The 24,668-nt window shown below is 40.1% G+C and carries 30 protein-coding genes; all 30 read left to right on the top strand.

All coding sequences use genetic code 11. The features are described from left to right. Nucleotides 1-13: 13 nt before the first annotated feature. The 30 genes from GX348_03025 (at nucleotide 14) to GX348_02880 (ending at nucleotide 24,664) form a co-directional block, all read left to right on the top strand. Nucleotides 14-1,246 (top strand): exodeoxyribonuclease VII large subunit, encoded by a 1,233-nt coding sequence (locus GX348_03025; protein NLP41160.1) that lies wholly within the window; start codon nucleotides 14-16, stop codon nucleotides 1,244-1,246. Continuing rightward, on the top strand, nucleotides 1,216-1,479 hold the full coding sequence (locus tag GX348_03020) for an exodeoxyribonuclease VII small subunit (protein NLP41159.1): 264 nt from the start codon (nucleotides 1,216-1,218) through the stop codon (nucleotides 1,477-1,479). Before GX348_03025 ends, GX348_03020 begins: the two co-directional genes overlap by 31 nt. After that, nucleotides 1,479-2,357 (top strand): polyprenyl synthetase family protein, encoded by an 879-nt coding sequence (locus GX348_03015; protein NLP41158.1) that lies wholly within the window; start codon nucleotides 1,479-1,481, stop codon nucleotides 2,355-2,357. The genes GX348_03020 and GX348_03015 overlap by 1 nt, the downstream gene beginning before the upstream one ends. Before the next feature lie 14 nt (nucleotides 2,358-2,371). After that, entirely contained in the window at nucleotides 2,372-2,824 is a 453-nt protein-coding gene (locus GX348_03010; GenBank protein ID NLP41157.1) for a divergent PAP2 family protein, read from the top strand. Nucleotides 2,825-2,887: 63 nt separating this feature from the next. Further along, a complete protein-coding gene (locus tag GX348_03005) occupies nucleotides 2,888-4,774 on the top strand; it encodes a 1-deoxy-D-xylulose-5-phosphate synthase (GenBank protein NLP41156.1) in 1,887 nt (628 codons plus the stop codon). A 1-nt stretch (nucleotide 4,775) separates the two neighbouring features. Continuing rightward, complete coding sequence (locus GX348_03000) at nucleotides 4,776-5,588, top strand: TlyA family RNA methyltransferase (GenBank protein ID NLP41155.1); 813 nt, start codon at nucleotides 4,776-4,778, stop codon at nucleotides 5,586-5,588. A gap of 35 nt (nucleotides 5,589-5,623) precedes the next feature. Continuing rightward, a complete protein-coding gene (locus GX348_02995; GenBank protein ID NLP41154.1) occupies nucleotides 5,624-6,478 on the top strand; it encodes an NAD(+)/NADH kinase in 855 nt (284 codons plus the stop codon). Next, nucleotides 6,479-7,048 carry a methyltransferase gene (locus GX348_02990; GenBank protein NLP41153.1) on the top strand — a complete coding sequence of 190 codons (570 nt, stop codon included), beginning with the start codon at nucleotides 6,479-6,481 and terminating at the stop codon, nucleotides 7,046-7,048. Between the two features lies 1 nt (nucleotide 7,049). After that, complete coding sequence (argR, locus tag GX348_02985; GenBank protein ID NLP41152.1) at nucleotides 7,050-7,499, top strand: arginine repressor; 450 nt, start codon at nucleotides 7,050-7,052, stop codon at nucleotides 7,497-7,499. Between the two features lie 21 nt (nucleotides 7,500-7,520). Beyond that, nucleotides 7,521-9,233 carry a DNA repair protein RecN gene (recN, locus tag GX348_02980; protein NLP41151.1) on the top strand — a complete coding sequence of 571 codons (1,713 nt, stop codon included), beginning with the start codon at nucleotides 7,521-7,523 and terminating at the stop codon, nucleotides 9,231-9,233. 171 nt (nucleotides 9,234-9,404) lie between these two features. Beyond that, on the top strand, nucleotides 9,405-10,763 hold the full coding sequence (gene spoIVB, locus GX348_02975) for a SpoIVB peptidase (protein ID NLP41150.1): 1,359 nt from the start codon (nucleotides 9,405-9,407) through the stop codon (nucleotides 10,761-10,763). 151 nt (nucleotides 10,764-10,914) lie between these two features. Next, entirely contained in the window at nucleotides 10,915-11,688 is a 774-nt protein-coding gene (spo0A, locus tag GX348_02970) for a sporulation transcription factor Spo0A (GenBank protein NLP41149.1), read from the top strand. A 121-nt stretch (nucleotides 11,689-11,809) separates the two neighbouring features. Next, nucleotides 11,810-12,493: a hypothetical protein gene (locus tag GX348_02965; GenBank protein ID NLP41148.1), complete on the top strand. Its 684-nt coding sequence runs from the start codon at nucleotides 11,810-11,812 to the stop codon at nucleotides 12,491-12,493. Between the two features lie 218 nt (nucleotides 12,494-12,711). Next, nucleotides 12,712-13,239, top strand: a complete 528-nt coding sequence (locus GX348_02960; protein NLP41147.1) for an NUDIX hydrolase — start codon at nucleotides 12,712-12,714, stop codon at nucleotides 13,237-13,239. A 6-nt stretch (nucleotides 13,240-13,245) separates the two neighbouring features. Continuing rightward, nucleotides 13,246-14,433: a TIGR00375 family protein gene (locus tag GX348_02955; GenBank protein ID NLP41146.1), complete on the top strand. Its 1,188-nt coding sequence runs from the start codon at nucleotides 13,246-13,248 to the stop codon at nucleotides 14,431-14,433. An 81-nt stretch (nucleotides 14,434-14,514) separates the two neighbouring features. Beyond that, on the top strand, nucleotides 14,515-15,156 hold the full coding sequence (gene spoIIM, locus GX348_02950) for a stage II sporulation protein M (protein ID NLP41145.1): 642 nt from the start codon (nucleotides 14,515-14,517) through the stop codon (nucleotides 15,154-15,156). A 163-nt stretch (nucleotides 15,157-15,319) separates the two neighbouring features. Continuing rightward, nucleotides 15,320-15,502, top strand: coding sequence for a hypothetical protein (locus GX348_02945; protein NLP41144.1), 183 nt, complete (start codon nucleotides 15,320-15,322; stop codon nucleotides 15,500-15,502). Between the two features lie 157 nt (nucleotides 15,503-15,659). Next, nucleotides 15,660-16,547, top strand: a complete 888-nt coding sequence (gene xerD / locus GX348_02940; GenBank protein ID NLP41143.1) for a site-specific tyrosine recombinase XerD — start codon at nucleotides 15,660-15,662, stop codon at nucleotides 16,545-16,547. Nucleotides 16,548-16,597: 50 nt separating this feature from the next. Continuing rightward, nucleotides 16,598-17,770 (top strand): phosphopentomutase, encoded by a 1,173-nt coding sequence (locus GX348_02935; protein ID NLP41142.1) that lies wholly within the window; start codon nucleotides 16,598-16,600, stop codon nucleotides 17,768-17,770. Nucleotides 17,771-17,775: 5 nt separating this feature from the next. Next, complete coding sequence (locus GX348_02930; protein ID NLP41141.1) at nucleotides 17,776-19,101, top strand: pyrimidine-nucleoside phosphorylase; 1,326 nt, start codon at nucleotides 17,776-17,778, stop codon at nucleotides 19,099-19,101. Between the two features lie 136 nt (nucleotides 19,102-19,237). Further along, complete coding sequence (locus GX348_02925) at nucleotides 19,238-20,413, top strand: D-alanyl-D-alanine carboxypeptidase (GenBank protein NLP41140.1); 1,176 nt, start codon at nucleotides 19,238-19,240, stop codon at nucleotides 20,411-20,413. A gap of 98 nt (nucleotides 20,414-20,511) precedes the next feature. Then, complete coding sequence (gene spoIIAA / locus GX348_02920) at nucleotides 20,512-20,847, top strand: anti-sigma F factor antagonist (GenBank protein ID NLP41139.1); 336 nt, start codon at nucleotides 20,512-20,514, stop codon at nucleotides 20,845-20,847. A gap of 9 nt (nucleotides 20,848-20,856) precedes the next feature. Further along, nucleotides 20,857-21,288, top strand: a complete 432-nt coding sequence (locus GX348_02915) for an anti-sigma F factor (protein NLP41138.1) — start codon at nucleotides 20,857-20,859, stop codon at nucleotides 21,286-21,288. A gap of 11 nt (nucleotides 21,289-21,299) precedes the next feature. Then, nucleotides 21,300-22,034 carry an RNA polymerase sporulation sigma factor, SigF/SigG family gene (locus GX348_02910; GenBank protein ID NLP41137.1) on the top strand — a complete coding sequence of 245 codons (735 nt, stop codon included), beginning with the start codon at nucleotides 21,300-21,302 and terminating at the stop codon, nucleotides 22,032-22,034. Nucleotides 22,035-22,088: 54 nt separating this feature from the next. After that, on the top strand, nucleotides 22,089-22,271 hold the full coding sequence (locus tag GX348_02905; protein ID NLP41136.1) for a hypothetical protein: 183 nt from the start codon (nucleotides 22,089-22,091) through the stop codon (nucleotides 22,269-22,271). Between the two features lie 67 nt (nucleotides 22,272-22,338). After that, nucleotides 22,339-22,536, top strand: a complete 198-nt coding sequence (locus tag GX348_02900; protein ID NLP41135.1) for a dodecin domain-containing protein — start codon at nucleotides 22,339-22,341, stop codon at nucleotides 22,534-22,536. 187 nt (nucleotides 22,537-22,723) lie between these two features. Further along, nucleotides 22,724-23,182, top strand: a complete 459-nt coding sequence (spoVAC, locus tag GX348_02895; protein ID NLP41134.1) for a stage V sporulation protein AC — start codon at nucleotides 22,724-22,726, stop codon at nucleotides 23,180-23,182. Nucleotides 23,183-23,186: 4 nt separating this feature from the next. Then, nucleotides 23,187-23,591, top strand: a complete 405-nt coding sequence (gene spoVAE / locus GX348_02890) for a stage V sporulation protein AE (GenBank protein NLP41133.1) — start codon at nucleotides 23,187-23,189, stop codon at nucleotides 23,589-23,591. Between the two features lie 5 nt (nucleotides 23,592-23,596). Then, a complete protein-coding gene (locus GX348_02885; GenBank protein ID NLP41132.1) occupies nucleotides 23,597-23,986 on the top strand; it encodes a hypothetical protein in 390 nt (129 codons plus the stop codon). A gap of 18 nt (nucleotides 23,987-24,004) precedes the next feature. Continuing rightward, a complete protein-coding gene (locus tag GX348_02880; GenBank protein NLP41131.1) occupies nucleotides 24,005-24,664 on the top strand; it encodes a hypothetical protein in 660 nt (219 codons plus the stop codon). The last annotated feature ends 4 nt before the right edge of the window (nucleotides 24,665-24,668 follow it).

Raw genomic sequence — 24,668 nt, 5'->3', positions numbered from 1 at the left:
GGTGATTTTTAAATTGAGTATTTTAACGGTAGGAGATCTGACCAAGTATATAAAGTCAGTTTTTGATCGAGATGAAAAACTTGTATCTGTGTTTGTTCGAGGTGAGATTTCGAATTTTAAACAGCATTACTCCGGACACTGTTATTTTACCTTAAAAGATAATGAGGCAGTAATCAAAGCAGTTATGTTCAAAAGCAGAGCCCAATATTTAAAATTTGCTCCCTGTAATGGTCTAAAGGTAATTGCTTATGGTCGGGTTACTATATACGAACGTGATGGGCAGTATCAGCTTTATGTTGAGCAGCTTATGCCGCAAGGTGTAGGAGAACTTAGTTTGGCCTATGCTCAACTAAAAGAAAAACTTGAGCAAGAAGGCTTGTTTGAGCCGGCTAGAAAACGTGAACTTCCATTTCTGCCCAGAGCTGTCGGGGTAATAACGTCGCCTACCGGTGCTGCTGTTCGCGATATATTAACTGTTGCAAAACGCCGCCATCCTGGGATTCCGCTTTACCTGTATCCTGTTCAAGTCCAGGGCAGTGAAGCACCAGGACAGATTTGTAAAGCTTTAAAAATCCTGAATAAATTAAAGAATGTAGAGGTTATTATCATAGGCCGCGGAGGCGGTTCGATTGAGGAATTATGGTCTTTTAACGATGAAAGAGTCGTTCGTGCTATTGCTGACTCAGTTATTCCGGTAGTTTCAGCAGTTGGGCATCAGACCGACTTTACATTGGCTGATTTTGCCGCTGATTTGAGAGCTGCTACTCCTTCACAAGCTGCTGAAATTGTTATTCCTGATGCAAAAGAACTGTCACGTTATGTATTAAGTCTAAAAAATGCGGTTGAGTCGGCTATGCTTAATATACTTAAAAAGAAACGTACTAGGCTTGAACATTGTTTGGATAGTTGGGTTTTTACTTGCCCTAGAGATATAATTACTGATCGGCATCAGCAGTTAGACAATCAGACCCAAAGACTTTCACAAGCTGTTAGCAAAATATTTATGGCAAAAAAAGAGCATTTTAAAGTAGCAACTGGCAAACTGACTGCTCTTAATCCGCTCGCGGTGTTGTCGCGCGGCTATAGCATTGTGGAAACTACCGAAAAAGTTTTAATAAAAAAGGCTAATGATGTAGCAATAAACCAGGAAATTGATATCGTATTACACGAAGGGCAAATTAGGGCAAAGGTGACTAATACGGAGGAGACGTCAATATGGCAAGAAAAAAACAAGAGCAATGTATAGAGGATACAATTAGCTTCGAGGACGCATTGAGTAAGCTGGAAGCTATAGTTAAACAACTCGAGCAAGGAGATCTTTCGCTTGATCAGTCTCTCGATCAATATGCACAGGGAGTACGGTTGTCTCGTTTGTGCTTGGCTAAGTTAAACTCGGCTGAAGATAAAATAACCAAAGTAATTACAGAAGCTAATGGAAAAATCGTGGAATCTAATTTGGACTTTCAGGAGGAGGAGTAATGTTTAAACAATATTGTCAAGAACGCTGCAAATTGATTGACCAGCAGCTTGCTAAACTGATGCAAAGCAATAACGTACACGAGGCAGTAATATTTGATGCAATGCAGTATAGTTTATTTGCTGGCGGTAAAAGGTTAAGACCGCTCCTATTGATGGCGGCTGCTGATGCTGTTGGCGGCAACGGCCAGAAATACCTTCGGATTGCCTGCGGTCTAGAAATGATTCATACATATTCACTTATACATGACGATTTACCGGCCATGGATAATGACGACTACAGGCGCGGAAAACTAACTAACCATAAAGTCTTTGGTGAGGGAATCGCAATTTTAGCCGGTGACGGACTTTTGACGCATGCTTTTGATGTCATGTTGTCACAGACAGAGGTTAAACCGAGTCGATTAATCCAAGTTATTCGTGAAATTAGTAATGCTGCCGGTCCCTGCGGAATGGTTGGTGGACAGGCTGTTGATTTAGTATCCGAAGGAAAAATTCTAGATCATGAAACGGTGAAGTTTATGCACCAGGCAAAAACAGGTGCTTTATTTAAAGCAGCCATAAGAGCAGGGGCTCTTTTATCTGATACTGATGACGTTAAATTGGCTGCTTTGACTAAATTTGCAGATTGTTTCGGTCTCGCTTTTCAAATTACTGATGATATTCTGGATGTTGTGGGCAATCAGGATAAAATTGGCAAGCCTATTGGCAGCGATATTAGAAATCAAAAAGCCACTTATGTGACATTATATTCTTTAGAAGAAGCGCAAAAGATGGCCAGACAAGTAGTCGACGAGGCGCTGGATACCCTCCGTGGCTTTGGACCGGAGGCAGAGATGCTGCGTAATTTTATTACCTATCTTTTAGCGCGTGAAAACTGAGGTGAACATTTTAAATGCCGGAATTTGCATTGATCAAACAAAACGTTGTATTAATGGCAGCAGCTACGGCATGGTTTAGTGCTCAAATACTTAAAACAATTTTTAATTTTTTTAAGTATAAAAAATTTGATGCTGAACGTTTAATTGGGGCAGGTGGAATGCCAAGCTCTCATACTTCTTTAGTTGTTGGTCTGTCCTCCTCGCTTGGACTGACCGAAGGGTTTGACTCGTCGATGTTTGCAGTTTCGCTTGTGTTGGCAGGTATCGTCATGTATGATGCTGCCGGTGTGCGCCGTGCGGCTGGAAAGCATGCAAAGATTATCAATAAGTTAGTTAGGCACACTCGTGCCGAAAAAACCGTCCGCGATATAAAGCTTAAAGAATTACTGGGTCATCATCCAATTGAAGTTTTAGCCGGTGCTATCCTAGGGATGGCAGTGGCCTATGCTTTCAATCTATATTGGTGATATTATAGCATTATGATATAATTAGACATGATTATTGGGTGCAGTGGGAAAGAGGGGAACCTATTGAACAGTTTACTAAATAGCATTGCTAACCCCCAAGATATAAAAAAGTTTACGGTAGCCCAACTAGAAAAGCTTGCAGGTGAAGTTCGTGAGTTGCTTATACGTACAGTAGCCCAAACAGGCGGGCATTTGGCTTCAAGCCTAGGTGTTGTAGAACTGACGCTAGCACTTCACCGTGTCTTTGATAGTCCGCGAGATAAATTTATTTGGGATGTAGGCCATCAAGCCTATGTTCATAAAATACTTACTGGCAGACGCGAAGAGTTCGGTACTCTCCGTACATTAGGCGGGATTAGCGGTTTTCCTAGACGTACTGAAAGTGAGCATGATGCATTTGGCACAGGCCATTCAAGCACTTCCATCTCAGCCGCTTTAGGAATGGCCTGTGCCCGCGACATAATGGGAGAAAAGAATGAAGTACTTGCCATTATTGGTGACGGTTCATTGACGGGCGGCCAAGCCTATGAGGCGTTAAACCACGCTGGTGATCTTGGGACAAACCTTATTGTGATATTAAATGATAACGAAATGTCGATTGCAAAAAATGTTGGGGCAATGTCAGATTATCTGTCTAAGATGCGTACTGCTCCTACTTATGCTAAGGTGAAACACGATATAGAATTTTTGCTTAGGCGAATACCTGCCATTGGTGATAGTGTTGCAAAAACAGTTGAACGGGTTAAAGACAGCCTGCGCTATTTATTGGTGCCAGGCATGCTATTTGAGGAATTGGGTTTCAATTATATTGGGCCGATTGACGGTCATAATCTGCAGTTATTAACTGATGTTTTGCAACAGGCTAAAACTATGGAAGGACCACGGCTTATCCATGTGCTGACCCGCAAAGGTAAAGGTTATATTCCCGCGGAATGTCATGCGGACAAATTTCATGGGGTCGGTCCGTTCTGTATCGAATCAGGCGAGTTTAAAAAGAGCAGCAGTAAGCCTTCTTATACGTCAGTTTTTAGTGATACACTTGTAAAAATAGCAAAAGATGATAATAGCATAGTGGCAATTACCGCCGCGATGCCAGAGGGGACAGGCCTAAAAAAATTTGCCTCCGCTTTTCCAAAACGATTTTTTGATGTAGGTATTGCCGAACAGCATGCAGTTACTATGGCGGCAGGTCTGGCTACACAAGGTAATAAACCACTGGTAGCATTATACTCGACTTTTGCTCAACGTGCCTATGACCAGATTGTCCATGATGTCTGCCTGCAAAAACTTCCTGTCGTTTTTGCCTTGGACAGGGCCGGAATAGTAGGTGAGGATGGTCCTACCCATCATGGCGTATTTGACTATTCCTATTTACGGCATATACCTAATCTTATACTGCTAGCACCGAAGGATGAAAATGAACTGCAGCATATGCTGAACAGTGCATTTGCTTATAATGCGCCGGTTGCTATTCGTTATCCAAGAGGAAGCGGCGTTGGTGTTGCGCTAGACACATCACTAAAACAAATTGATATCGGAACGGCCGAAGAGCTCAAGCAAGGCAAGGATATTGTGTTTTTCGCGATAGGCACCATGGTAGGCACATGTATGGAGGCCAGCAAAATACTTGAAGAACGTGGAATTAAGGCCGGGGTAGTTAACGCCCGTTTTATTAAGCCAATCGATGAAGCTCTGCTGCGTAGGATTGCCCGTGAAGTCGGCATTATTGTTACTGTTGAAGATAATGTCTTAGCGGGTGGCTTTGGATCGGCAGTAATTGAAACTTTAAGTGCGTGTAATTTAAATTGGGTAAAAACATTGCGTTTAGGTCTTCCTGATAAATTTGTAGAGCATGGCACGAGAACCGAGTTGCTCGAACTCTACGAACTTACTACTAATAAAATTGTCGATCGAGTCAGCACATTTATGCAGCAGTTCGGAGTGCGATAATATGAGCAATAAGCAACGTTTGGATATTTTGATGGTCGAAAATGGAATAGCACCTAGCCGGGAACGGGCTAAAGCCTGGATAATGGCCGGAGTCGTTTTGGTTGATGGTCAGAAAATTGATAAGGCCGGTACGCTGGTCCCAACGAAGGCAAACATTTCAGTTATAAATGATAGTATTGGTTATGTAAGTCGCGGCGGTCTAAAATTAGCAAAAGCCATAGAGTACTTTTCAATTAACCTTAAGAATAAAGTAATGGCCGATATCGGAGCGTCCACCGGCGGGTTTACGGATTGCGCTTTGCAAAATGGCGCGGCTAGGGTCTACGCAATTGATGTAGGATATGGTCAGTTGGCTTGGTCACTGCGAACAGATGACCGTGTTAAAAATATGGAGCGGACTAATATAAGAAACGTAAAGCCAGACGACATTGGTGAGGAACTAGACTTTGCTTCGATTGATGTTGCTTTCATCTCGCTTAGTAAAGTTCTTCCTGCTGCTAAGGCTTTATTAGCACCAAATGGCGAAATAGTTGCTCTTATTAAGCCCCAATTCGAAGCCGGTCGAGAGAAGGTTGGGAAGAAAGGGGTAGTGAGAGATCCGCTTGTTCATAAACAGGTGATTAACGAAGTAATTAATGTAGCCCGTGAACTTGAACTTAAACCGATTGGGCTTACATTTTCGCCAATCAAAGGACCGGAAGGCAATATAGAGTACTTATTACATTTAGCGAAATTAGGCATGGACGCTGTCACGACCGATACGATAGAAGAAGTTGTAGCTCAGGCTCATCTTGGCTTAGTTAAAGAACAGTAATGCATGTTGGGTGAATACGTGTTGGGGGCTATAATTTGTTGACGATTGGAATATTTCCTAACATAAAAAAAAGTAGTGTTGTTACAATACTAGGTTTTATAGTGGATTTTTTTAAAGAAAAAAGTATTAGGGTGTTATTGCCGTCACAGGCAGCTAAAAAACTGGGGCAGCCTGACCTGGGGTGCTCTGAAGAAAGTATAAGAGAAAAAATCGACATTGCGATAGCTATCGGTGGAGACGGGACATTATTGAGCTCAGCGCGAAAAATTGCGCCGCTTAATATTCCGATTTTTGGAATAAACATGGGAAGACTGGGCTTTCTGACTGAAGTTGAAGTACCACAGATGGAAATATTTCTGGAAAAGCTGATAAGCGGACATTATGATATTGAAAAGAGGCTAATGCTTGACGCCTTTATTCGGAGAGATTCTGAAGAAATATTTGTTTCTTCTTCTTTGAATGATATAGTTATTACAAAAGCTGGATACTCCCGGATGATTGAACTGACGTTAACAATCAATAACCAAGTTGCGGCTGCATTCTCGGCTGACGGGTTAATTATTGCTACTCCAACTGGCTCAACCGGTTACTCACTATCGGCTGGGGGGCCGATTGTAAATTCGGCTTTGAACGTTATTTTGGTTACGCCTATCTGTCCTCATACCTTGTATTCCCGCCCGCTAATTGTTTCGCCAGATGAAGAAATTACAGTTATAACATCGGTTAGCTCTGACGATATTGTTCTGACAGTAGATGGACAGGTCGTGCAAAAACTCCAACCTAACGATAAAGTCTTTATTAGAAAATCATCATATAACGCTAATTTAATCAAATTTGGCCACAAAAATTATTATCAAACATTAAGAACCAAACTATGGCGGGATGACTAAATGCAAACTTATAGCGCAGTAAAACTTGCACAATTTTTATTACTTCCCCATCTTGAAAAATGCAGGCGTGCCGTAGATGCGACTGCGGGCAATGGATGGGACTCTTTATTTCTGGCGGCTAACACTCCTGATTATGCTATAATTTACTCATTTGATATTCAAAAAAGCGCGTTAGCTAAAACCAGCGATCTGCTTGCCGAGCATAATCTTCTTTCTAAGGTTAAACTTATTGAGGACAATCATGAGAATATAGCTAATTATATAGTGGATCAAATTGATTTTGCTATGTTTAACCTAGGCTATTTGCCAGGTAAGGACCATAATATTACCACACAGGCCTCTACCACAATCAAGTCAATAAAACAAACTTTAACCTTGCTTAGAGTAGGGGGCTTTTTAACAATAATAGCATATCCTGGACATGAGAGCGGACAATTAGAGTTTGACGAAGTCAATAAATTACTAAAGGCACTTCCCACGAGAATGTTTGCGGTTAATAGCTGGGTACCTGTAAATGCTTCTAGAAAACCGCCAATTTTATACGTAATTGAAAAAGTAAGGAGTGAATAACGTGAAAGTGCTGCGTCATGCGAAAATTAAGGAAATCATAGATCATAGCGAGGTAGAAACTCAAGAAGAGCTGGCCGAGGCTTTGCGCAAAGATGGTATTGAAGTAACTCAGGCAACTGTTTCACGAGATATCAAAGAGTTGAGGCTAATAAAAGTTCCAACCGGTGATGGCCGCTACCGTTATGCGTTTCCGATGGATCAGTCAATGGTATTTTCTCAATCCCGTATGGAAAGAATGTTTAGGGACTCAGTCACTGGTATTGATTCTAGCCAAAATATTGTAGTCATTAAAACATTACCAGGAACTGCGAATGCCGTAGCCTCGACAATCGATTGTGCAAGATGGCCTGAGATAATTGGAACTGTTGCTGGTGATGACAATATTTTAATTGTTGTTAAGCCAATGGATGCCGTGGGACGTGTTATTGAACGATTGCAGTCAATATTCTGATTTTTGACAGGGGCGAGTAGGATGCTAAGATCATTGTGTGTTAATAATTTTGCATTGATCGAAAAGGCTAATATTGATTTTTCAAACGGACTAAATATTTTAACAGGTGAAACAGGTGCCGGTAAGTCAATTCTTATTGATGCTTTAAATACTGTTTTAGGTGGAAGAGCATCTAATGAATATATCCGTGAGGGATGCGATTATTTTCGGGTTGAAGCTTTATTTGATATCTCTAGTTTGGAGCCTGTAAAAGAACTTGCGGATAAATATGCTATTAGTACTGAAGACGATGGGACGCTGATTATTAGCCGGCGTTTTAATACAACTGGTAAAAACCTGATAATGATAAATGGCTGTCATGTGACGTTGAGTGTTCTAAAACTATTCGGGCAAAAACTGGTCGATATGCATGGACAGCATGAGAATCAAGCCTTACTTCGTCCTGAGACTCATTTAGGACTTTTGGACTTATTTGATAAAGACATAACAGTAGAAGTTGATAAATATCGCAAAATTTTCCGTAAATGGCAAGATGTTAGTAAGCAAATTACTGAATTGGAAGACAATATCCGTGAGCGAGTTCAGCGTTTAGATATGCTGATTTGGCAGACTAATGAAATTGCAGCGGCGGGACTGAAACCTGACGAGGAGCTTGAACTTGAAAACCAGATTAAAGTCCTTACTAATATGGAAAAAATCACAAAGTCGGTTACCAAGGCATATGGACTACTTGATGAAGAAAATGGCACTGAAAGTATTTTAAGCCTGGTGGCAAAAGCTAAGCGAGAATTGGATTATGCAGTTCGGTTTGATAAAAGCTTGGAACCGCAGCTCCAAATGCTTACGGATATTCTCTACCAACTTAAAGAGTTAAGCATGGATTTGGGTGGATACGTAGACGGCGTAGAATATAATCCAGCACAACTTACTCGACTTCATGAACGAATGGATATTATTTATAAATTAAGAAACAAGTATGGCGCGACCACGAAGGACATCCTAGCATATTATGAAAAATCGCTGAAAGAAATTGACAGCATGAATGCTTCAGATGATCAGAAAGCAAAACTACACAATGAACAAAAAATACTAAAAGAACAATTAATGGTTTTAGCCGATATAATTGATAGAAAACGTCGATCCTCGGCAAAATTGATGTCCGACTTAGTTTGCTCACACTTACAAAAGCTTGGTATGCCAAATTGTCTGTTCAATATTGAAGTAAGTAACACCGATAGCTTGAATTCATTTGGGAATAATGAAGTTTCAATTGTCTTTTCTGCCAATCCTGGCGAGGTTCCAAAACCATTGCACAAGGTTGCATCTGGCGGCGAATTGTCGAGAATAGCTTTAGCAATAAAAACAGTCTGCGCAAAACGTGATGCAATCGGGACGGTAGTATTTGACGAAATCGATTCAGGTATTGGCGGTAAAACAGCACAAATGGTTGGTGAGCGAATCGCAATGGTTGCGGCAAATAAGCAAGTTTTATGCATTACTCATTCGCCTCAGATTGCTTGTATGGCTGATAATCATCTTAATATCGAAAAACAAGTTCAAGCCAACCGAACAAAAACCAAAATCATCAAGCTAAATACTGACCAGCGCAAGTTGGAACTTGCCAAAATGATAGCAGGCATTGATTTAACAAAAGCTGCCATTGAAAATGCTGGACAAATGATTATGACAGCAAAATTAAAAAAAGAAATTTGGAAAAAAGAAACGCAAGCGTGAGCTTGCGTTCCTTTTTTAACGATAAACTTGTTTAATCGACTTCCAAGGCAATTTATGCTAATAATCCCGGAATAATCCCTAAAAAAATCGGGAATCTTTAAATTTGAGATATTCAGATTAATTAAGGGCAAAAAAGGTAAAAATCAAATAAGGGGGAGTGATGGAGTAAATATGACACGAATTAGTCGGCGCTCCATAACCGGGATATGCATTGCTGTGCTGATTATTGCATTTTGTGTTTCCCCACAATTCCGCAGTGTATACGGCCTTCCGCCGCACATGCGTATTATTGAAGGCGAGTCGGCCATTTTTACCGTCAACTTCCCTTTAACGGTCACTATCAATCATGATAATGATCAAAGTTTGCGGCTGAAATCACCAATGCCAGTTTATAGTATTTCAAAGTCGGTCGCATTGGAGCCAGTTAAGCTTGGTAGATCGATAGTTGAGTTTAAGCTTCTCGGTCTCATCCCCGTAAGGACAGTCGAAGTTGATGTTTTACCGCCTATTAAGCTTGTACCAGGCGGACACTCAATTGGAGTTGTATTGCATTCGCATGGAGTTATTGTTGTCGGTAATTCACCCATCAAGAGCGAGGAGGGTCTTTATGTGAACCCAGCCAAGGATGCAGGTATAAATGTCGGCGACATTATTTTGAGTATTAATGGTACACCGGTCCAGAGTGATAGTCAAGTAGCCGAAATAATAGATAGTAGCGGTCAAGAAAAACGTCCGTTAAATCTGTTAATTAAGCGAAATGATGAAAGGGTTCAGATTACTATAAATCCGGTTCTTTGCGATGAGACTAAACGATATAGAATTGGATTATTTGTAAGGGATAGTGCAGCCGGTGTAGGTACTCTTACTTTTTATGAACCAAAATCAAATATATATGGGGCATTAGGGCATGTAATAAGTGATAGTGATACAAATCAACCAATTGACTGTGATCAGGGGAGAATTGTTATGGCTACCGTTTCCGGCATTCAACATGGTAAAAGGGGTCAACCTGGCGAAAAAATTGGAGTTTTTATTGAGGAAGATAAATTACTTGGTGATATTCAGAAAAATACCCAGTTTGGTATCTATGGACAGCTTAACGCGTCTTTGCCAAATGATATTTATAATAGTGCAATTCCTGTAGCGTCGATGAATCAAGTGCAAACCGGATATGCTGAAATGTTAACCGTTGTAGATGGGCAAAGTATTGAAAAGTTCGCAATCGAAATTCAAAAGGTGAATCTTCAAGCTTCACCTGAAGGTAAGGGCATGGTAATTAAAATTACCGACCCAAGGTTAATGGAACTAACAGGAGGAATTGTGCAAGGAATGAGTGGGAGTCCAATTATCCAAAACGGAAAGATTGTCGGAGCAGTGACTCATGTTTTTGTTCATGATCCTACCAAAGGCTATGGGTGCTTTGTTGACTGGATGTTAATGGAAAGCGGGATAATTCCTAAACGCGATAAACAAACAGCAAAAAGACTGTTCTCTCTACAAAAAAAGCCAAACATAGTGTTAGCAGCCTAATAAATATGAACGGCTAATTCTTAGCTGTTCTTTTTTATTGTTAAACAAAAATAATATATTTTTGGATTTAATTTCCAAACAAGGAAGGAACTGACGTAATTTTGTCGAATTTGAATTACATAAGATTAGGGGTAGGGAGTGAATATTTAAAATGATCAGAGAAACTATAAAACTAGCAATTGCGGACGATAATAGAGAATTTGTCGGTATAATGCAAGAATACTTAATTCAACAATCAGACATTGAACTAGTAGGAATAGCTTATAATGGAGAAGAAATTGTTAAAATTGTTGAAGAAAAACATCCAGATGTAATTATCCTCGACATCATAATGCCACACCTTGACGGAATTGGTGTTTTAGAGCGGCTTAATGCGATGCCAAATAGAAAACCTAAAGTTATTATGTTGACTGCGTTTGGTCAAGAGAATATAACTCAGCGAGTTGTAGAGCTTGGCGTCGATTATTATATTCTGAAACCTTTTAATATGGATGTACTCACTAGCCGTATTAGGCAGTTGGCTAGTACAATAACATCACAACGGCCAGTGGTTGCTGCCCAGGCTATTAAAGCACGACCGATGGACGTTGAAGTTACTAATATTATCCGTGAGATTGGTATCCCTGCTCACATTAAAGGCTATCAATATCTGCGCGATGCCATCATGATGATTATCGCCGAGATGGAGTTATTAGGAGCAGTAACCAAAGTATTATATCCAATGATTGCTGAAAAGTATTCGACAACTCCAAGCCGGGTAGAAAGAGCAATCAGACATGCAATAGAAGTTGCATGGAATCGTGGTAATATGGACATGATCAATAGACTTTTTGGATATACTATCAAGTTGGAAAAAGGGAAGCCGACTAATTCGGAATTTATGGCGATGATTGCTGATAAGCTAAGAATGGAAATGCGGGCTTAAATGGTAAGTAAAGTTCCACGATTATAATTCGTGGAACTTTTTGCGTTTACTTAATCAGCAGGACTTTCGATTGTTGATCCGAATAAACCAACTATTACATATTTAATACTAGGAGGAAAAAATGAGTCAACATGCCAATATCATAGGCAAGTCTCGCATAAACATCTTTATAGGTGAATTTGGCAGCGGTAAGACGGAGCTAGCTGTAAACTATTCAATAGCGCTTGCTAAAAGCGGTCATAAAACTGCGATTGTTGATTTTGATTTGGCTAAACCCATCTGCAGAACGCGAGAGAGTCGAGAATTGTTAGAAAGAAGCGATGTAATAGTAGTAGCTCCTGAGCAGCATTTGGCCCATAGCGATTTGCCAGTTATGCCTAGTAACCTGATTCGCGTTCTTTATGACCGAGAATGTAATGTTGTTATCGATGTTGGTGGTGGTGACTCTGCCATAGTGTTAGGACAGATTAATCAGCAATTGAGCGAAAACGGCTACCAAGCTCAATTGGTTATAAATACGCTAAGGCCTTTCACCAACACAGCAGAGAATATTGTAAACATGCTTAAGCGAATAGAAGGGGTTTCCCGCTTAAAAGTAAGCAGCTTAATTTGCAACACTAATTTAGCACAGGAGACTACCGCCGAACATATTTCCAATGGGCTTAAAACAGTAGAATCAGCTGCTCAAGCTTTAGCCCTGCCAATTAGTTTTGTAGTAGTTCCTGAATGGTTAGAAAATAAAATTTCGGTACCATACCCGCTTTTTCTTCTTACACCTTATACTAAATATCCATGGATGGGTTAATAAATCGCAGGTAACCAGTTTTTTACTGTAGCCTTATCCGGATGAACTCTTTCACAGTAATTCTATTACAAGCATTTTCCTTTAAAAAAATTTGCAGTTCTTTTACTTTACCAAAAAAATATAAACCCCTTTGAAAAGTAATAATTTGCATGGATAGCCCTCCTCAGAGGTACTATATGTTTTGTAAACGCTTAATATGCTAGGAGGCGTGGAAATAATTGGAACATTTAACAGAGAAGTTCATTTCAGCCGAAAAAATATATGACGGCAAAATATTAAAGGTTCATCGTGATACGGTAATGTTGCCCAATAATAGGGAGGCAACACGGGAAGTTGTTGATCATCCTGGCGCCGTTGCCGTTGTTCCTATTTTAGATGATGGCAGAATTGTTTTGGTTAAGCAATTTCGCTATCCGATTGGTAAGGTCACGCTTGAAATTCCGGCTGGCAAACTTGATAATAATGAGGATCCTGAAGAATGTGTTGCGCGTGAACTGCGTGAAGAAACTGGTTATGTAGCTAAACAGATGATTAAGCTTACGTCTATATATACTGCTCCGGGCTTTACTAATGAGATAATCCATTTATACATTGCCCGCGATCTTGTAAAGAAGGAAGTTTGCCCAGACGAAGACGAGTTTGTTGATGTTGAAATATATACTCCCTCAGACATTAATACTATGATTAATAATAGTACAATAACTGACGCAAAAACCTTGATAGGCTTATTACTAGCAGGCAGGTAAATAAGTATGAGGCAGTATTTTGCTGATCTACATATACATGTCGGTGTTAGTAGTCAAGGTGAGTGGATAAAGATCCCAACATCAAGTAATCTGACAGTTACTAATATAATTGATGAAGCTGCACATCGTAAGGGCATGGATATCATTGGACTAATCGACGCCTTATCGCCGTTGGTTCTCGATGATTTGGAAGCATTGGTTAAGAGCGGCCTTATGACCTTAAAAACCGGAGGCGGTTACCAGTATCTTAATAGCTTAACGGTATTGCTGGGGGCTGAGATAGAAACAGTTGAGCTAAATGGTCGGACATCCCATACGCTAGTTTTTCTGCCCAATATTGAATCAATGCGCAAGTTTTCAGGGTATATGTCCTCCCATATCAAGAATATAAACTTAAGTTCTCAGAATGCCAGAATGACGCTGCAACGTCTTATTCAAATAGCTTCAGAGTTTGAAGGTATAATAATTCCAGCGCATGTTTTTACGCCACATAAAAGCTTATTTGGTATATGTTGCAATCAGCTAACTGAAATTTTATCCGACAAGGAAATAGCAATGATTGATGGAATTGAATTAGGGCTAAGTGCCGACAGCCAGATGGCTGATCGTATTGCCGAGCTAAATTCCTTCACATTTATCACCAATTCTGACGCTCACTCCTTAAGCAAAATTGCCAGAGAATATACTGTTTTCTTGCTTGAAACTGCTAATTATGCAGAGCTTAGAAAGGCTCTGCATAATGCCGCCGGCCGAAAGGTGATGGCAAATTACGGGCTGGATCCGCGTTTAGGCAAGTACCATCGTACTTTTTGCAAAACGTGCGGCAAATTTTTACCAAACATAGATGTTAAGACATGTTTTGTTTGCGGCAGTAATAAGACTATAAATGGTGTATTCGATAGAATAGAACAACTGGCAGACTTTAGACTCCCGAATCATCCGTCGTGGAGGGCGCCATATTTCTATCAAATACCGCTTGAGTTTATTCCGGGACTAGGGAAAAAGGCTATAAAAAAACTATTAGCCAGGTTTCATACTGAGATGAACATTCTTCATCAAGCCAAGAAACATGAACTGATAGAGGCTGTAGGTGAAAAACTTGCAAATGAGATAGATAAAGCTAGGTCTGGTCTGACTAAGATTGATTCCGGTGGGGGTGGATTGTACGGAAAATTGATTCGATCAACGAATTAGGCTTTTTTTGTTGGACAAATAAGGTATAAAGCAAGTTTACCCTGCATACATTGTAAAAGGTTAAGTTGGGGGGCTCATAGTATGCTGGGATACTTTCGCCAGAACCTTAGCAGTTACTTCCGGGCAAATATGGTGGCCTACTTTTTCATGGTCCTCATCCTTATTATTGGGGTTGTGGTAGGGGCGTTGGCGGTTAAAATATTGCCTGAGGAACAGAAGTTAGAGCTGATAAGTTATCTTCGAATATTTTTTAATGGTTTATCCCAAGGTCAAGCTAGCGGCGATACCTCTGTTATTCTGAGTGCAGTGCTATATAATAATGCTAAGACTATAATCTTTATGTGGCTACTTGGCTTTACGATTGTAGGACTGCCCTTCGTGCTCTTTATTTTGTTTACCAGAGGTTTTGTCATTGGTTTTACTGTTGGTTTTTTAGTCAATGAATATATTGCAAAAGGCTTACTATTTGCGCTAGTTTCAATCTTACCACATAATTTTTTTGCGGTTCCCGCGCTTTTGGCAACTGGTGTCTCGGCGACAACTTTCTCGCTAATGCTTCTCAAACGGAGAAAACATAGCAGATCTAATTTATTATATGAATCGCTTGGTTATACCGCAGTGTGCCTCGCAATGTTGGCTCTAATAATAATTGCAGGATTGATTGAAGTTTATGTTTCACCGGTGTTCATGAAATTGGTGGCTGGTCTTTTGATAAAAGAATAGAACATATAAGTATAGGAACTGGCTATGGCTGGTTTTTTTTTGCGGTTAACCTTTGAATTTTTCATAGCTAGATACGAATAAACTTAACTTTTTGTGAATAAGTATGATATTAAGTTAAGCCGGAAAGTGGGGTGGGTAAGTGATAATAACAATTTCATGGCGGATGCTAGCCTCAAAATTAAAGCTTGCTGTTAAAATAATTCTTTTAATAATAATAGTATTCTATATTCTCCCCAAACTGCTTAGTTTGTTTTGGTACGCTACTGACCAGGAGTTGAAGTTAAAAGAGCAGCATATGTTGGATAAACCATTACGGGTTTCTGCGCAAATTATTGACAACAGCTAACAAAGTTTACAAAAAGAATCAAAAAAACAATTTTCTTCGACAGGCAAAGAAAGGAAAATCACTTACTAATGTGGAATAAAACACCAATTAGTATATTACTGCGGGTTGTCAATAGTCAGATGACATATGACCGGAATATCGAAAAAGGGTGGTAGAGATGGAAAGTTACGTAAATCAGTTCATTAATTATCTCGCGGAGGAACGAGGGCTTGCTCAAAATACCTTAGAGTCATACGGGCGCGATCTACGTCAATTTCAAACCTATTTGGACAGCAGTAATAAGGAATTCTTAAAAGATTCTAATCGCAACACCATCCTTGCTTATTTGACCAATCTTCAAACCAAAGGACGAGCCGTTTCTACAATTTCTCGAAATCTCGCTGCGATCAAGTCATTTTATCAATACTTAGTCCGAGAACGGTATATTGATAAAGATCCGGCTGCTAATCTTGAATCTCCTAAACTTGAGAAAAAATTACCTAAAATTCTTACTATTGGTGAAGTAGAAGAATTACTTAAACAACCAAACGGCTCTTTACCGGCTGGCACACGTGATAAGGCGATGCTAGAACTATTGTATGCGACGGGGATCAGGGTATCAGAGCTTATATCGCTTAATATATCTGATGTTAATTTAGATATGGGCTATATAAAGTGTTACGGCAAAGGGGCTAAAGAAAGAATTGTACCGTTAGGTTCGATTGCAGCTAAATGCGTACAAGAGTATATTAACCGTGGACGGCCTAAATTAGTGCGTACCTATGATGAGGCTGCGTTATTTGTCAATCATCATGGCAATCGTTTGACTAGGCAAGGTTTTTGGAAGATTATAAAAAAATATGCCCAAGAGGCTAACATTACTAAAGAAATTACTCCGCATACTCTCAGGCATTCTTTTGCTACGCACCTATTAGAAAATGGCGCAGATTTAAGATCGGTTCAAGAAATGCTAGGCCATGCAGATATCTCTACTACACAGATTTATACTCATGTAACTAAGAACCATCTTAAAGAAGTGTATGACAAGACCCACCCACGCGCATAATTTAAAATAACTATAGTGAATATAGAATTCGCAGCAAGGGAGTCTGTATTTTGTTTAAAAGAATTATTCTAATCGTAATGGACAGTGTTGGAATTGGCGCTTTGCCAGATGCCGCAGAGTATGGCGATTCAGATGTCAATACGTTAGGCAACATTGCTCGCTCACAAGGCGGGCTTTTCTTGCCTACTTTTGAAAAGTTGGGAATTGGCTGTATAGAGCCGATTGAAGGCGTTAAATGTGTAAATAATCCTTTAGCCAGTTACGGCAAGATGGCTGAAATTTCAAAAGGGAAGGATACTACAACCGGTCACTGGGAGTTAGCAGGCTGTCCAGTTTTTACACCATTTCCTGTTTATCCGGAGGGCTTTCCCGCAGAGGTAATTGAAAAATTTCAAAATTTGGTTGGGAGAAAGGTACTTGGTAATATTCCGGCATCTGGTACTGCAATAATTGAAGAGTTAGGGGTACAACATCTTGAAACTGGCAAACCGATCGTTTATACGTCAGGCGATAGTGTTTTTCAAATTGCGGCGCATGAAGAAATAATTACGCTTGAGGAGTTATACGAGATGTGTAAAACTGCCCGTACAAAAGTGTGTGTTGGTGAACATGCTGTTGGCAGAGTTATTGCCCGTCCATTTATAGGACAGCCTGGTAAGTTTATACGCACTACCAATCGCCATGATTATAGCCTCGAACCTCATTCGCCGACTGTTTTAGATTTAATGAAGGAAAAAGGCTTTGATGTTATTGGTATTGGGAAAATTGCCGATGTTTTTGCTCAGCGCGGCATAACAAGATCTTATCCGACTAAATCTAATGATCAAGGTATTGAGCAAATTATGGAACTGGTCAAAGCCGATAGCGATGCTAAACTTATCATGGCAAATCTAGTTGACTTTGATAGTGTGTATGGCCATCGTAATGATGTCACTGGTTATGCTAAGGCTCTTGAACGTCTTGACTATAGCGTAAAAAATCTTATTACAATTTTAAAAGAAGATGACCTTCTTATATTAACAGCGGATCATGGTTGTGATCCTACAGCTCCAGGTACCGACCATACTAGAGAATATGTACCACTCTTAGTTTATAGCCCTAACATAATAGGAAGCAATCTAGGCGTACGTACCACCTTTGCTGATGTAGCGGCAACAATAGCTGAAAATTATAAGCTAACACCACTGCCTTTTGGAAAAAGCTTCTTAAAGCAATTGAGGTGATTGTAATGCGATTACTTGATATTATTGCGAAAAAACGTGATGGTAAGATTTTAGATGCTGCTGAGATAAAGGCGTTGGTTCAGGCTTATACTATGAATGAGCTTCCAGATTATCAGATGGCGGCTTGGTTAATGGCAATTTATTTTAGAGGAATGTCGCACCAAGAGACTGCTGCTTTGACCCTAGCGATGGCTGATTCCGGACAAATGCTTGATCTAAGTAAAGTGCCCGGAATTAAAGTCGATAAGCACAGCACTGGTGGGGTTGCTGACACTACCACGCTAATACTTGCTCCCTTAGTAGCAACCGCCGGTATTCCGATAGCTAAGATGTCAGGGCGCGGACTAGGTTTTACTGGCGGAACAATTGATAAGCTCGAAGCTATACCAGGCTTTAAAACAGCACTTTCCCAAGCTGATTTTATTGACACCATACAAAAACATGGTATTGCACTAACAAGTCAAAACTCAATGATTGCTCCAGCTGACGGTAAAATGTATTCTCTTCGCGATGTTACTGCAACTGTAGAGAGCATTCCGCTGATAGCCTCATCAATAATGAGTAAGAAGATAGCCGCGGGAGCAGATAAAATTTTACTTGATGTAAAGGTCGGCAACGGGGCGTTTATGAAAAATATTGATTCTGCTGTTGAATTAGCTTCAACGATGGTTGAAATTGGAAAGCTTGTTAACCGCGAAACAATAGCTATTTTGACTAGTATGGAAGAGCCGCTTGGAGCTGCAGTTGGCAATAGTCTCGAAGTTATAGAGGCTATCGAAGTATTGCAAGGCAGGGGTCCTACTAGCCTAAGGGATGTATGTTTGGTTCTCGGCTCATATATGATAAAGCTTGCCGGGCGTGTTGAAACGCTTGATGAAGGACGATATCTTTTGACTGAACTGTTGAATAATAAGTCAGCTTTAATGAAATTTAAGGAGTTTATCGCTGGTCAAGGTGGTAATGCAGCAATCGTTGATGATTATAATTTACTACCTCAGGCAAAATATAAAATAACTGTCAGTAGCAGCCAGAAGGGATATATAAATCATATTGATGCAGCAAAGATAGGATACGCTGCCATGATTTTAGGAGCTGGCCGAGAATATAAAGATCAAAAAATTGATTTATCAGCTGGGATTGTACTCAAAAGCCGAGTAGGCAATGAAATTGAGTGCGGCCAACCTATCGCTGATATTTATACAAATAGTAAAGAAAAGGCGGTTATTGCACAACAATTAATTCTTGAATCTTTCTCATACACAAGTCAAAAGGTCTCATCTACTCAACTAATACTAGGGATCGTAGATAAAGATGGCTATAAAAGTTTTTAGGCTATTAAAACAAATACTTAGTTTCATTAATTTTCAAAAACTGGCTAAATGGCCAGTTTTTTTATTGCTGTTCTTTGCCAGTGTATTCGATATTTAGATTGGTTAACCTAAAAAAAAGATGAAAGGAGTGTGTTTAATGTACCGAATACGCCCAGTTGCAATTTTCACCTTGCTAGTAATTTCATTGATAGTTACCGGTATTTGCCTGCCTTGCGCGCAGCTCGAGGCAAGATCAGCACAAAGCACTCAGTTGAATTCAATTGCTGAATCAGCAATTTTGATGGACGAAAATGGTACCATACTCTTTGAAAAGGATTCTCACAAGAGGTTACCGCCAGCAAGTGTTACTAAGTGTATGACATTGTTACTAGCTGTAGAGGCAGTTGAACAGGGCAAGATAAAGATAACTGACCAAGTGACTACTACAGAACACTCTTGGCGGCAAGGCGGGTCGCAAATCTGGCTAGAGCCGGGTGAAAGCATGACCGTCCATGAGTTAATGATTGCTGTAGCAGTAGTGAGCGCTAATGATGCTGCTGTTGCTATTATGGAGCACATATATGGCAATGAACAAGCGGCCGTGGACGCAATGAATCAGAGGGCTCAAGAACTAGGGCTCAAGGATACGCATTTTAATAATGTAAATGGACTGCCTACGACTGACCATTATATGAGTGCATATGATACTGCACTTATTGTAAAAGAGGCTGTCAAGCATCCATTTTATCTTGAGTTGAGCAGCATTAAAGAATACTGGTTGCGTGACGGCAAAAACTGGCTAGTTAATACAAACAAACTTCTTTGGTGGTATAAAGGGGCTGACGGTTTAAAAACCGGTTGGACCGAAGAAGCTAAATACTGCTTTGCCGGTACCGCAAAACGCGACGGACTTAGATTAATTTCAGTAGTATTTGCTACACCTGAGCCGCGATCTCATTTACGAGAAAGTATGCGGTTAATGGATTGGGGCTTCGCCAACTTTACAGCTGCACCTATCGTTAGCCAAGGTGAGGTTGTTGAACGGCTCAAGGTAAATCGTGGTGTAGATAAAGAAGTACAGCTCACGGCAGCTAAAGAACTTAATCTTATCGTTCCTAAAGGCCAGAATAAAAATATTCAGAAAAAAATTGTCGCTGAGTCTTCAGTGAGTGCGCCCGTAATCCAAGGCCAAAAGTACGGCGAAATGATTGTGGTTAAAGATGGTAAAGAAATTGGCAAGATTGACTTAGTTGCTGAGAAATCAGTTGAAAAAGCAGGGTTTATACGAATCTTCCAGGATATGTTCACAAACTTATTTACGCTAGTTCAGTAATATTATATAAAATGCGGGAATTCCGCATTTTTTTTTGTCTGTGCAGGGAAAAATTTCCTTTAATAGAATATTATATGCACTAGAGGGAGGGGACAGTATTGAAAATAATTACTGTTTTAAAACAAGGAGTTTTAATAGTCCGGGTTGAGGGAGAACTCGATATGCACTCGGCTAATGAATTTCGTCAAACTATTGATAATGCACTCGATAATAACGAAGCAAAACATATACTACTCAATCTTGAGGGTGTTGATTTTATTGATAGTTCAGGCTTAGGCGTAATTTTAGGACGATATAAGCGAGTTAGTCTTCTGCAGGGGCAAATGTTAGCCGCCCATATCCAACCACAGGTTGCTAAAATTTTTGATTTAGCCGGATTATTAAAAATAATTAAGGTCTATAATAACGAATCTGAAGCTTTAGCGTGTATATAGGAGGACATCATGGCAATTAAAAATACTTTCAGAATGACGTTTGGCAGTCTTAGTGAAAATGTAGGCATTGCCAGGGTGACAGCTGCAGTTTTCGCTGCTCAGCTTGATTTTACAATAAATGAAATCGAAGAAATCAAGGTCGCGGTTTCTGAGGCAGTATCTAACTCAGTTATTCATGGCTACGGCAATGAAAGTGGACAGGTTGAATTGGTGATGAATTTGTATGAAGATAATGTTGAGTATATTATAAAGGATTGTGGTCGGGGAATTGCGGATATTAATCAGGCTCGCCAGCCATCTTTTTCCAGCGACCCGGAGCGTATGGGGCTAGGATTCGTATTTATGGAGTCCTTCATGGACGAACTTGCTATTGAGACACAGGTTGGCCAGGGAACAACAGTCCGAATGATAAAAAAAGTACAGCTCAATAAGACGCATTAGGTGGGATGACCATGCTAGGGGATGAGGAGCTAAAAGATTTAATACAGCGAGCGCAGGCTGGCAGTAAATCTGCTAAGGAAATAATTGTTGAGCATAATTTTAACTTAGTAAGAAGTATTGTTCATCGTTTCACTAATCGCGGCTATGAATGGGATGACCTGTTTCAGATAGGATGTATAGGTCTAATAAAAGCTATTGAACGATTTGACTTAAATTTTAGTGTAAAGTTTTCAACTTACGCCGTTCCGATGATTATTGGCGAAATCCGCAGAGCAATTCGTGACGATAATCCGGTAAAAGTTAGCCGCCCGATTAAAGAACTAGCCTATCGAGTTCATAAAACTCAGGAAAAACTAAACGGTACATTAGGGCGAGAACCGACAATAAGCGAAGTTGCCAAAGAGTTGGCACTTGCACCGCAAGAGATTGTTTCGGCGCTTGAAGCAGTCCAACCGCCAGCCTCGCTCTATGACAGTGCATTTCATGATGATGGAGGCGAAGCGATTCCGTTGCTTGATCAGATCAAAGCAGTTGACGGCCAGGACAATGCTTATTTTGACAGCTTAGCGTTAAAGGAAGTATTGGCGCGGCTTCCGGCTAAAGAGCGAACGGTAATTACACTACGCTTTTTCCAGGACAAGACTCAATCAGAAATTGCATCACTAATTGGGTTATCTCAGGTACAGGTTTCCCGTATCGAAAAGCAGGCATTAAAGTTTCTAAAAGATTTTATGACGACCTCATAATGAAGAGGTCTGTTTTTTTTTGAAAGGGAGATACTATTGCTAGAGGTGAGTTATATGGGAAAAAAAGCAATTTGGGCAATTTTAACTGTTTGTCTTGTTTTGTCGGCTAGTCTACTGACATGGTGTTATTTTCAGGTTGACGTTCCGCGTAAATCACCGGTTAGAGCCAAACAGGTCTTTAATATTAACGCCGGTGATTCTGGTCGGCTAGAATTTAATATTGCCTTTTTAGAATAATATTGATAACAATGAACAAATTATAGATAGTAGTTTAACAAAAAATCATAAAAGGGAGGAATTAGTAGTGGTTGTAAAAGTAATTGAATTAGTAGGAACTTCGCCGAACAATTGGACAGATGCGGTAGATAGTGCTGTTATGGAAGCTAGCAAGACTCTAGATGATATTCTTGGTGTAGAGGTTACTAACTTTACTGCAAATATTGACAATGGACGTATTGCTGAATACAAGGCAGATGTTAAAATAGCTTTTCATGTACATTAAGATAAATTTTTTAAAAAGAGTGCCGTTTCGGCGCTCTTTTTAGATCTACCAGCGACTTGTACTTGTGCTAAAGCTCAGAACAAGTCGGGTATTCTAAACTTTGGACGTGGTTGTGCTTGTAATGAAGGCTTTTCAATCTATGAATAAATGATATAACAGTGGTCAAAATAGCAATAGAGGTGTTGGTATGGCAAGCTACGGACAACAAAACAAAGACGAACATCAGAAATATCAAGAGAAAGTTAATCAGGTTTCGCCGAAACCACCCCTACTCAAAAACATAGTTTGGGCTTTTGTAGTTGGCGGACTAATTTGTACGCTTGGTCAATTCTTCCAAAATGCCTTTATGGACGCGGGCATCGCCAGAAAAGAGGCTTCAGCGTTAAGCTCAGTCGTCCTGGTCTTTCTCGGAGCGTTTTTTACCGGACTTGGCATCTATGACGAACTGGGACGTAGGGCAGGTGCCGGTTCGGTTGTACCAATAACAGGATTTGCAAATTCGATTGTTGCTCCGGCAATGGAATTTAAGCGCGAGGGTTATGTATTTGGGATTGGTGCTAAAATGTTTGTGGTAGCAGGACCTGTATTAGTTTATGGAATGGTGACCGCCTTTTTTATAGGGCTAATATACTGGATTTTGCATTAACATAATGTTGATAACAAAATCAAACCTGATCGTGAGGGCGAAAGGAGAAAAAGACGTGCAGTCGTACTTATTGGCATTTTTAATTGGCGGTTTAATTTGTGTGATAGGACAGCTTTTAATGGACCTAACACCGCTAACGCCTGCACATGTATTAGTTTTATTTGTTGTTTCTGGCGGTATTTTAAGTGGAATTGGCATTTACCAGCCATTAGTAGACTTTGCCGGAGCAGGTGCTACCGTACCTTTATTAGGATTTGGACACACATTAGTATCTGGCACTATCGAAGAAGTTGCGAAAATAGGGATTATGGGGGTATTCACCGGTGCATTAAAGGCAACTGCAGCTGGTATAATGGCCGCGGTAGTTTTTGGTTTTCTAATGGCGGTAATCTTTAATCCAAAGGGGTAAATGCTTTGGTAGCAATTGATCTAATCGGATTATGCATTACAATACTAGCGATTGGAATACGCTATCCGCATTATGGGCTGATAACTGTTTTCGTTCACGAAATAGGGCGTATGTTAATGGCTCTTGTAATAAGTGGGCGAATTGACGCTATAATATCAGCCGGAGCATTTGGTTCAGCAACATTCATTAATCAAAGTGATTGGTCGGTGACTGTTTTGTTTGCCCTTAGTGGACCTTTGGCAAATTACGTATTTTGTGCTGCATCTGGAGGCATTGATCAGGAAAAGCTTAGAAATATTTTTAACCCAGCAGCTAAGTTAAGAAACCCGTTTGCTGTACTCAATCTAAGATTTGCAGTATTGTCTTTCATTGCTAGCTCGTGGCATTTTCTGTAATTGTTGGGAGTGAAAAAAGTGTCGAGAAGAACAATGCGTAATCACCTTAATTTAAAGTCACCCGGTAAAAATACTAGCACTTTAACAGAGAATCTTGAAGAATATGGCAGTGATAATAATTGTGATGCTAACATTGTGACCGATTTAGCAAAAGGCTTTGCACAAGCTCAAGCCAGTAGCAGTAGCTCTGCCAATAATCAGGCGATTTTGGATTTGCTGCAAAAAGTAAATAGTCAGCTTGAACTACTGCAGTTACAGCAAGGTGCGGGCCAAAATCAGCAGCAAATGAACAATCCTAGCTCTCAGTTAACGCCACAGTCGGGGCAGCAACAGCAGCAAGGAGAGGAACAGAATCAGCCTAATTCCGATAGCCAGGCTGAAAATCAGCCTGCTAAGAACTTGGAAAACTTATTCAGTCAAATTCTTATGAAATCAGATAATCAGAACCAGAAGTCTCAGAGTAATTCTAATGCGAAATCGCAGTCTTCCAAGCAAAATAATGAATCGTCGGCACTAGCTGTTCAAACAGCCAGTCAAGTGTTGGCCAAAGCACAATACGAGCTTGCTAATGAACTGGAAACTAGTTTGCAGAAACTGAAACAAGTCATAAGTGAAAGTGAAAAAATTGCAAACCAAATTAGCAATTTACTAGGGGAAAGTAGTAATAAAAAATCGTGAGGTG

This window comes from Veillonellaceae bacterium (assembly GCA_012523975.1).
In the GTDB taxonomy this organism is placed as follows: domain Bacteria; phylum Bacillota; class Negativicutes; order JAAYSF01; family JAAYSF01; genus JAAYSF01.
The sequence above is the reverse complement of the archived record's forward strand: the minus strand, read 5'-3'. Positions and strand labels throughout refer to the sequence as shown.

Bases quoted from the DNA above. Each gene is read 5' to 3' on its own strand.
- GX348_02905 (NLP41136.1), top strand. From the start codon at position 22,089: ATGGGAAAAAAAGCAATTTGGGCAATTTTAACTGTTTGTCTTGTTTTG.
- GX348_03020 (NLP41159.1), top strand. From the start codon at position 1,216: ATGGCAAGAAAAAAACAAGAGCAATGTATAGAGGATACAATTAGCTTC.
- GX348_02915 (NLP41138.1), top strand. From the start codon at position 20,857: ATGGCAATTAAAAATACTTTCAGAATGACGTTTGGCAGTCTTAGTGAA.
- GX348_02910 (NLP41137.1), top strand. From the start codon at position 21,300: ATGCTAGGGGATGAGGAGCTAAAAGATTTAATACAGCGAGCGCAGGCT.
- GX348_03010 (NLP41157.1), top strand. From the start codon at position 2,372: ATGCCGGAATTTGCATTGATCAAACAAAACGTTGTATTAATGGCAGCA.
- recN (NLP41151.1), top strand. From the start codon at position 7,521: ATGCTAAGATCATTGTGTGTTAATAATTTTGCATTGATCGAAAAGGCT.
- xerD (NLP41143.1), top strand. From the start codon at position 15,660: ATGGAAAGTTACGTAAATCAGTTCATTAATTATCTCGCGGAGGAACGA.
- GX348_02965 (NLP41148.1), top strand. From the start codon at position 11,810: ATGAGTCAACATGCCAATATCATAGGCAAGTCTCGCATAAACATCTTT.
- spoVAE (NLP41133.1), top strand. From the start codon at position 23,187: ATGTTGATAACAAAATCAAACCTGATCGTGAGGGCGAAAGGAGAAAAA.
- GX348_03015 (NLP41158.1), top strand. From the start codon at position 1,479: ATGTTTAAACAATATTGTCAAGAACGCTGCAAATTGATTGACCAGCAG.
- GX348_02925 (NLP41140.1), top strand. From the start codon at position 19,238: ATGTACCGAATACGCCCAGTTGCAATTTTCACCTTGCTAGTAATTTCA.
- GX348_02945 (NLP41144.1), top strand. From the start codon at position 15,320: ATGCTAGCCTCAAAATTAAAGCTTGCTGTTAAAATAATTCTTTTAATA.
- spoVAC (NLP41134.1), top strand. From the start codon at position 22,724: ATGGCAAGCTACGGACAACAAAACAAAGACGAACATCAGAAATATCAA.
- GX348_02990 (NLP41153.1), top strand. From the start codon at position 6,479: ATGCAAACTTATAGCGCAGTAAAACTTGCACAATTTTTATTACTTCCC.
- spoIIM (NLP41145.1), top strand. From the start codon at position 14,515: ATGCTGGGATACTTTCGCCAGAACCTTAGCAGTTACTTCCGGGCAAAT.
- GX348_03000 (NLP41155.1), top strand. From the start codon at position 4,776: ATGAGCAATAAGCAACGTTTGGATATTTTGATGGTCGAAAATGGAATA.
- GX348_02930 (NLP41141.1), top strand. From the start codon at position 17,776: ATGCGATTACTTGATATTATTGCGAAAAAACGTGATGGTAAGATTTTA.
- GX348_02955 (NLP41146.1), top strand. From the start codon at position 13,246: ATGAGGCAGTATTTTGCTGATCTACATATACATGTCGGTGTTAGTAGT.
- spoIVB (NLP41150.1), top strand. From the start codon at position 9,405: ATGACACGAATTAGTCGGCGCTCCATAACCGGGATATGCATTGCTGTG.
- spo0A (NLP41149.1), top strand. From the start codon at position 10,915: ATGATCAGAGAAACTATAAAACTAGCAATTGCGGACGATAATAGAGAA.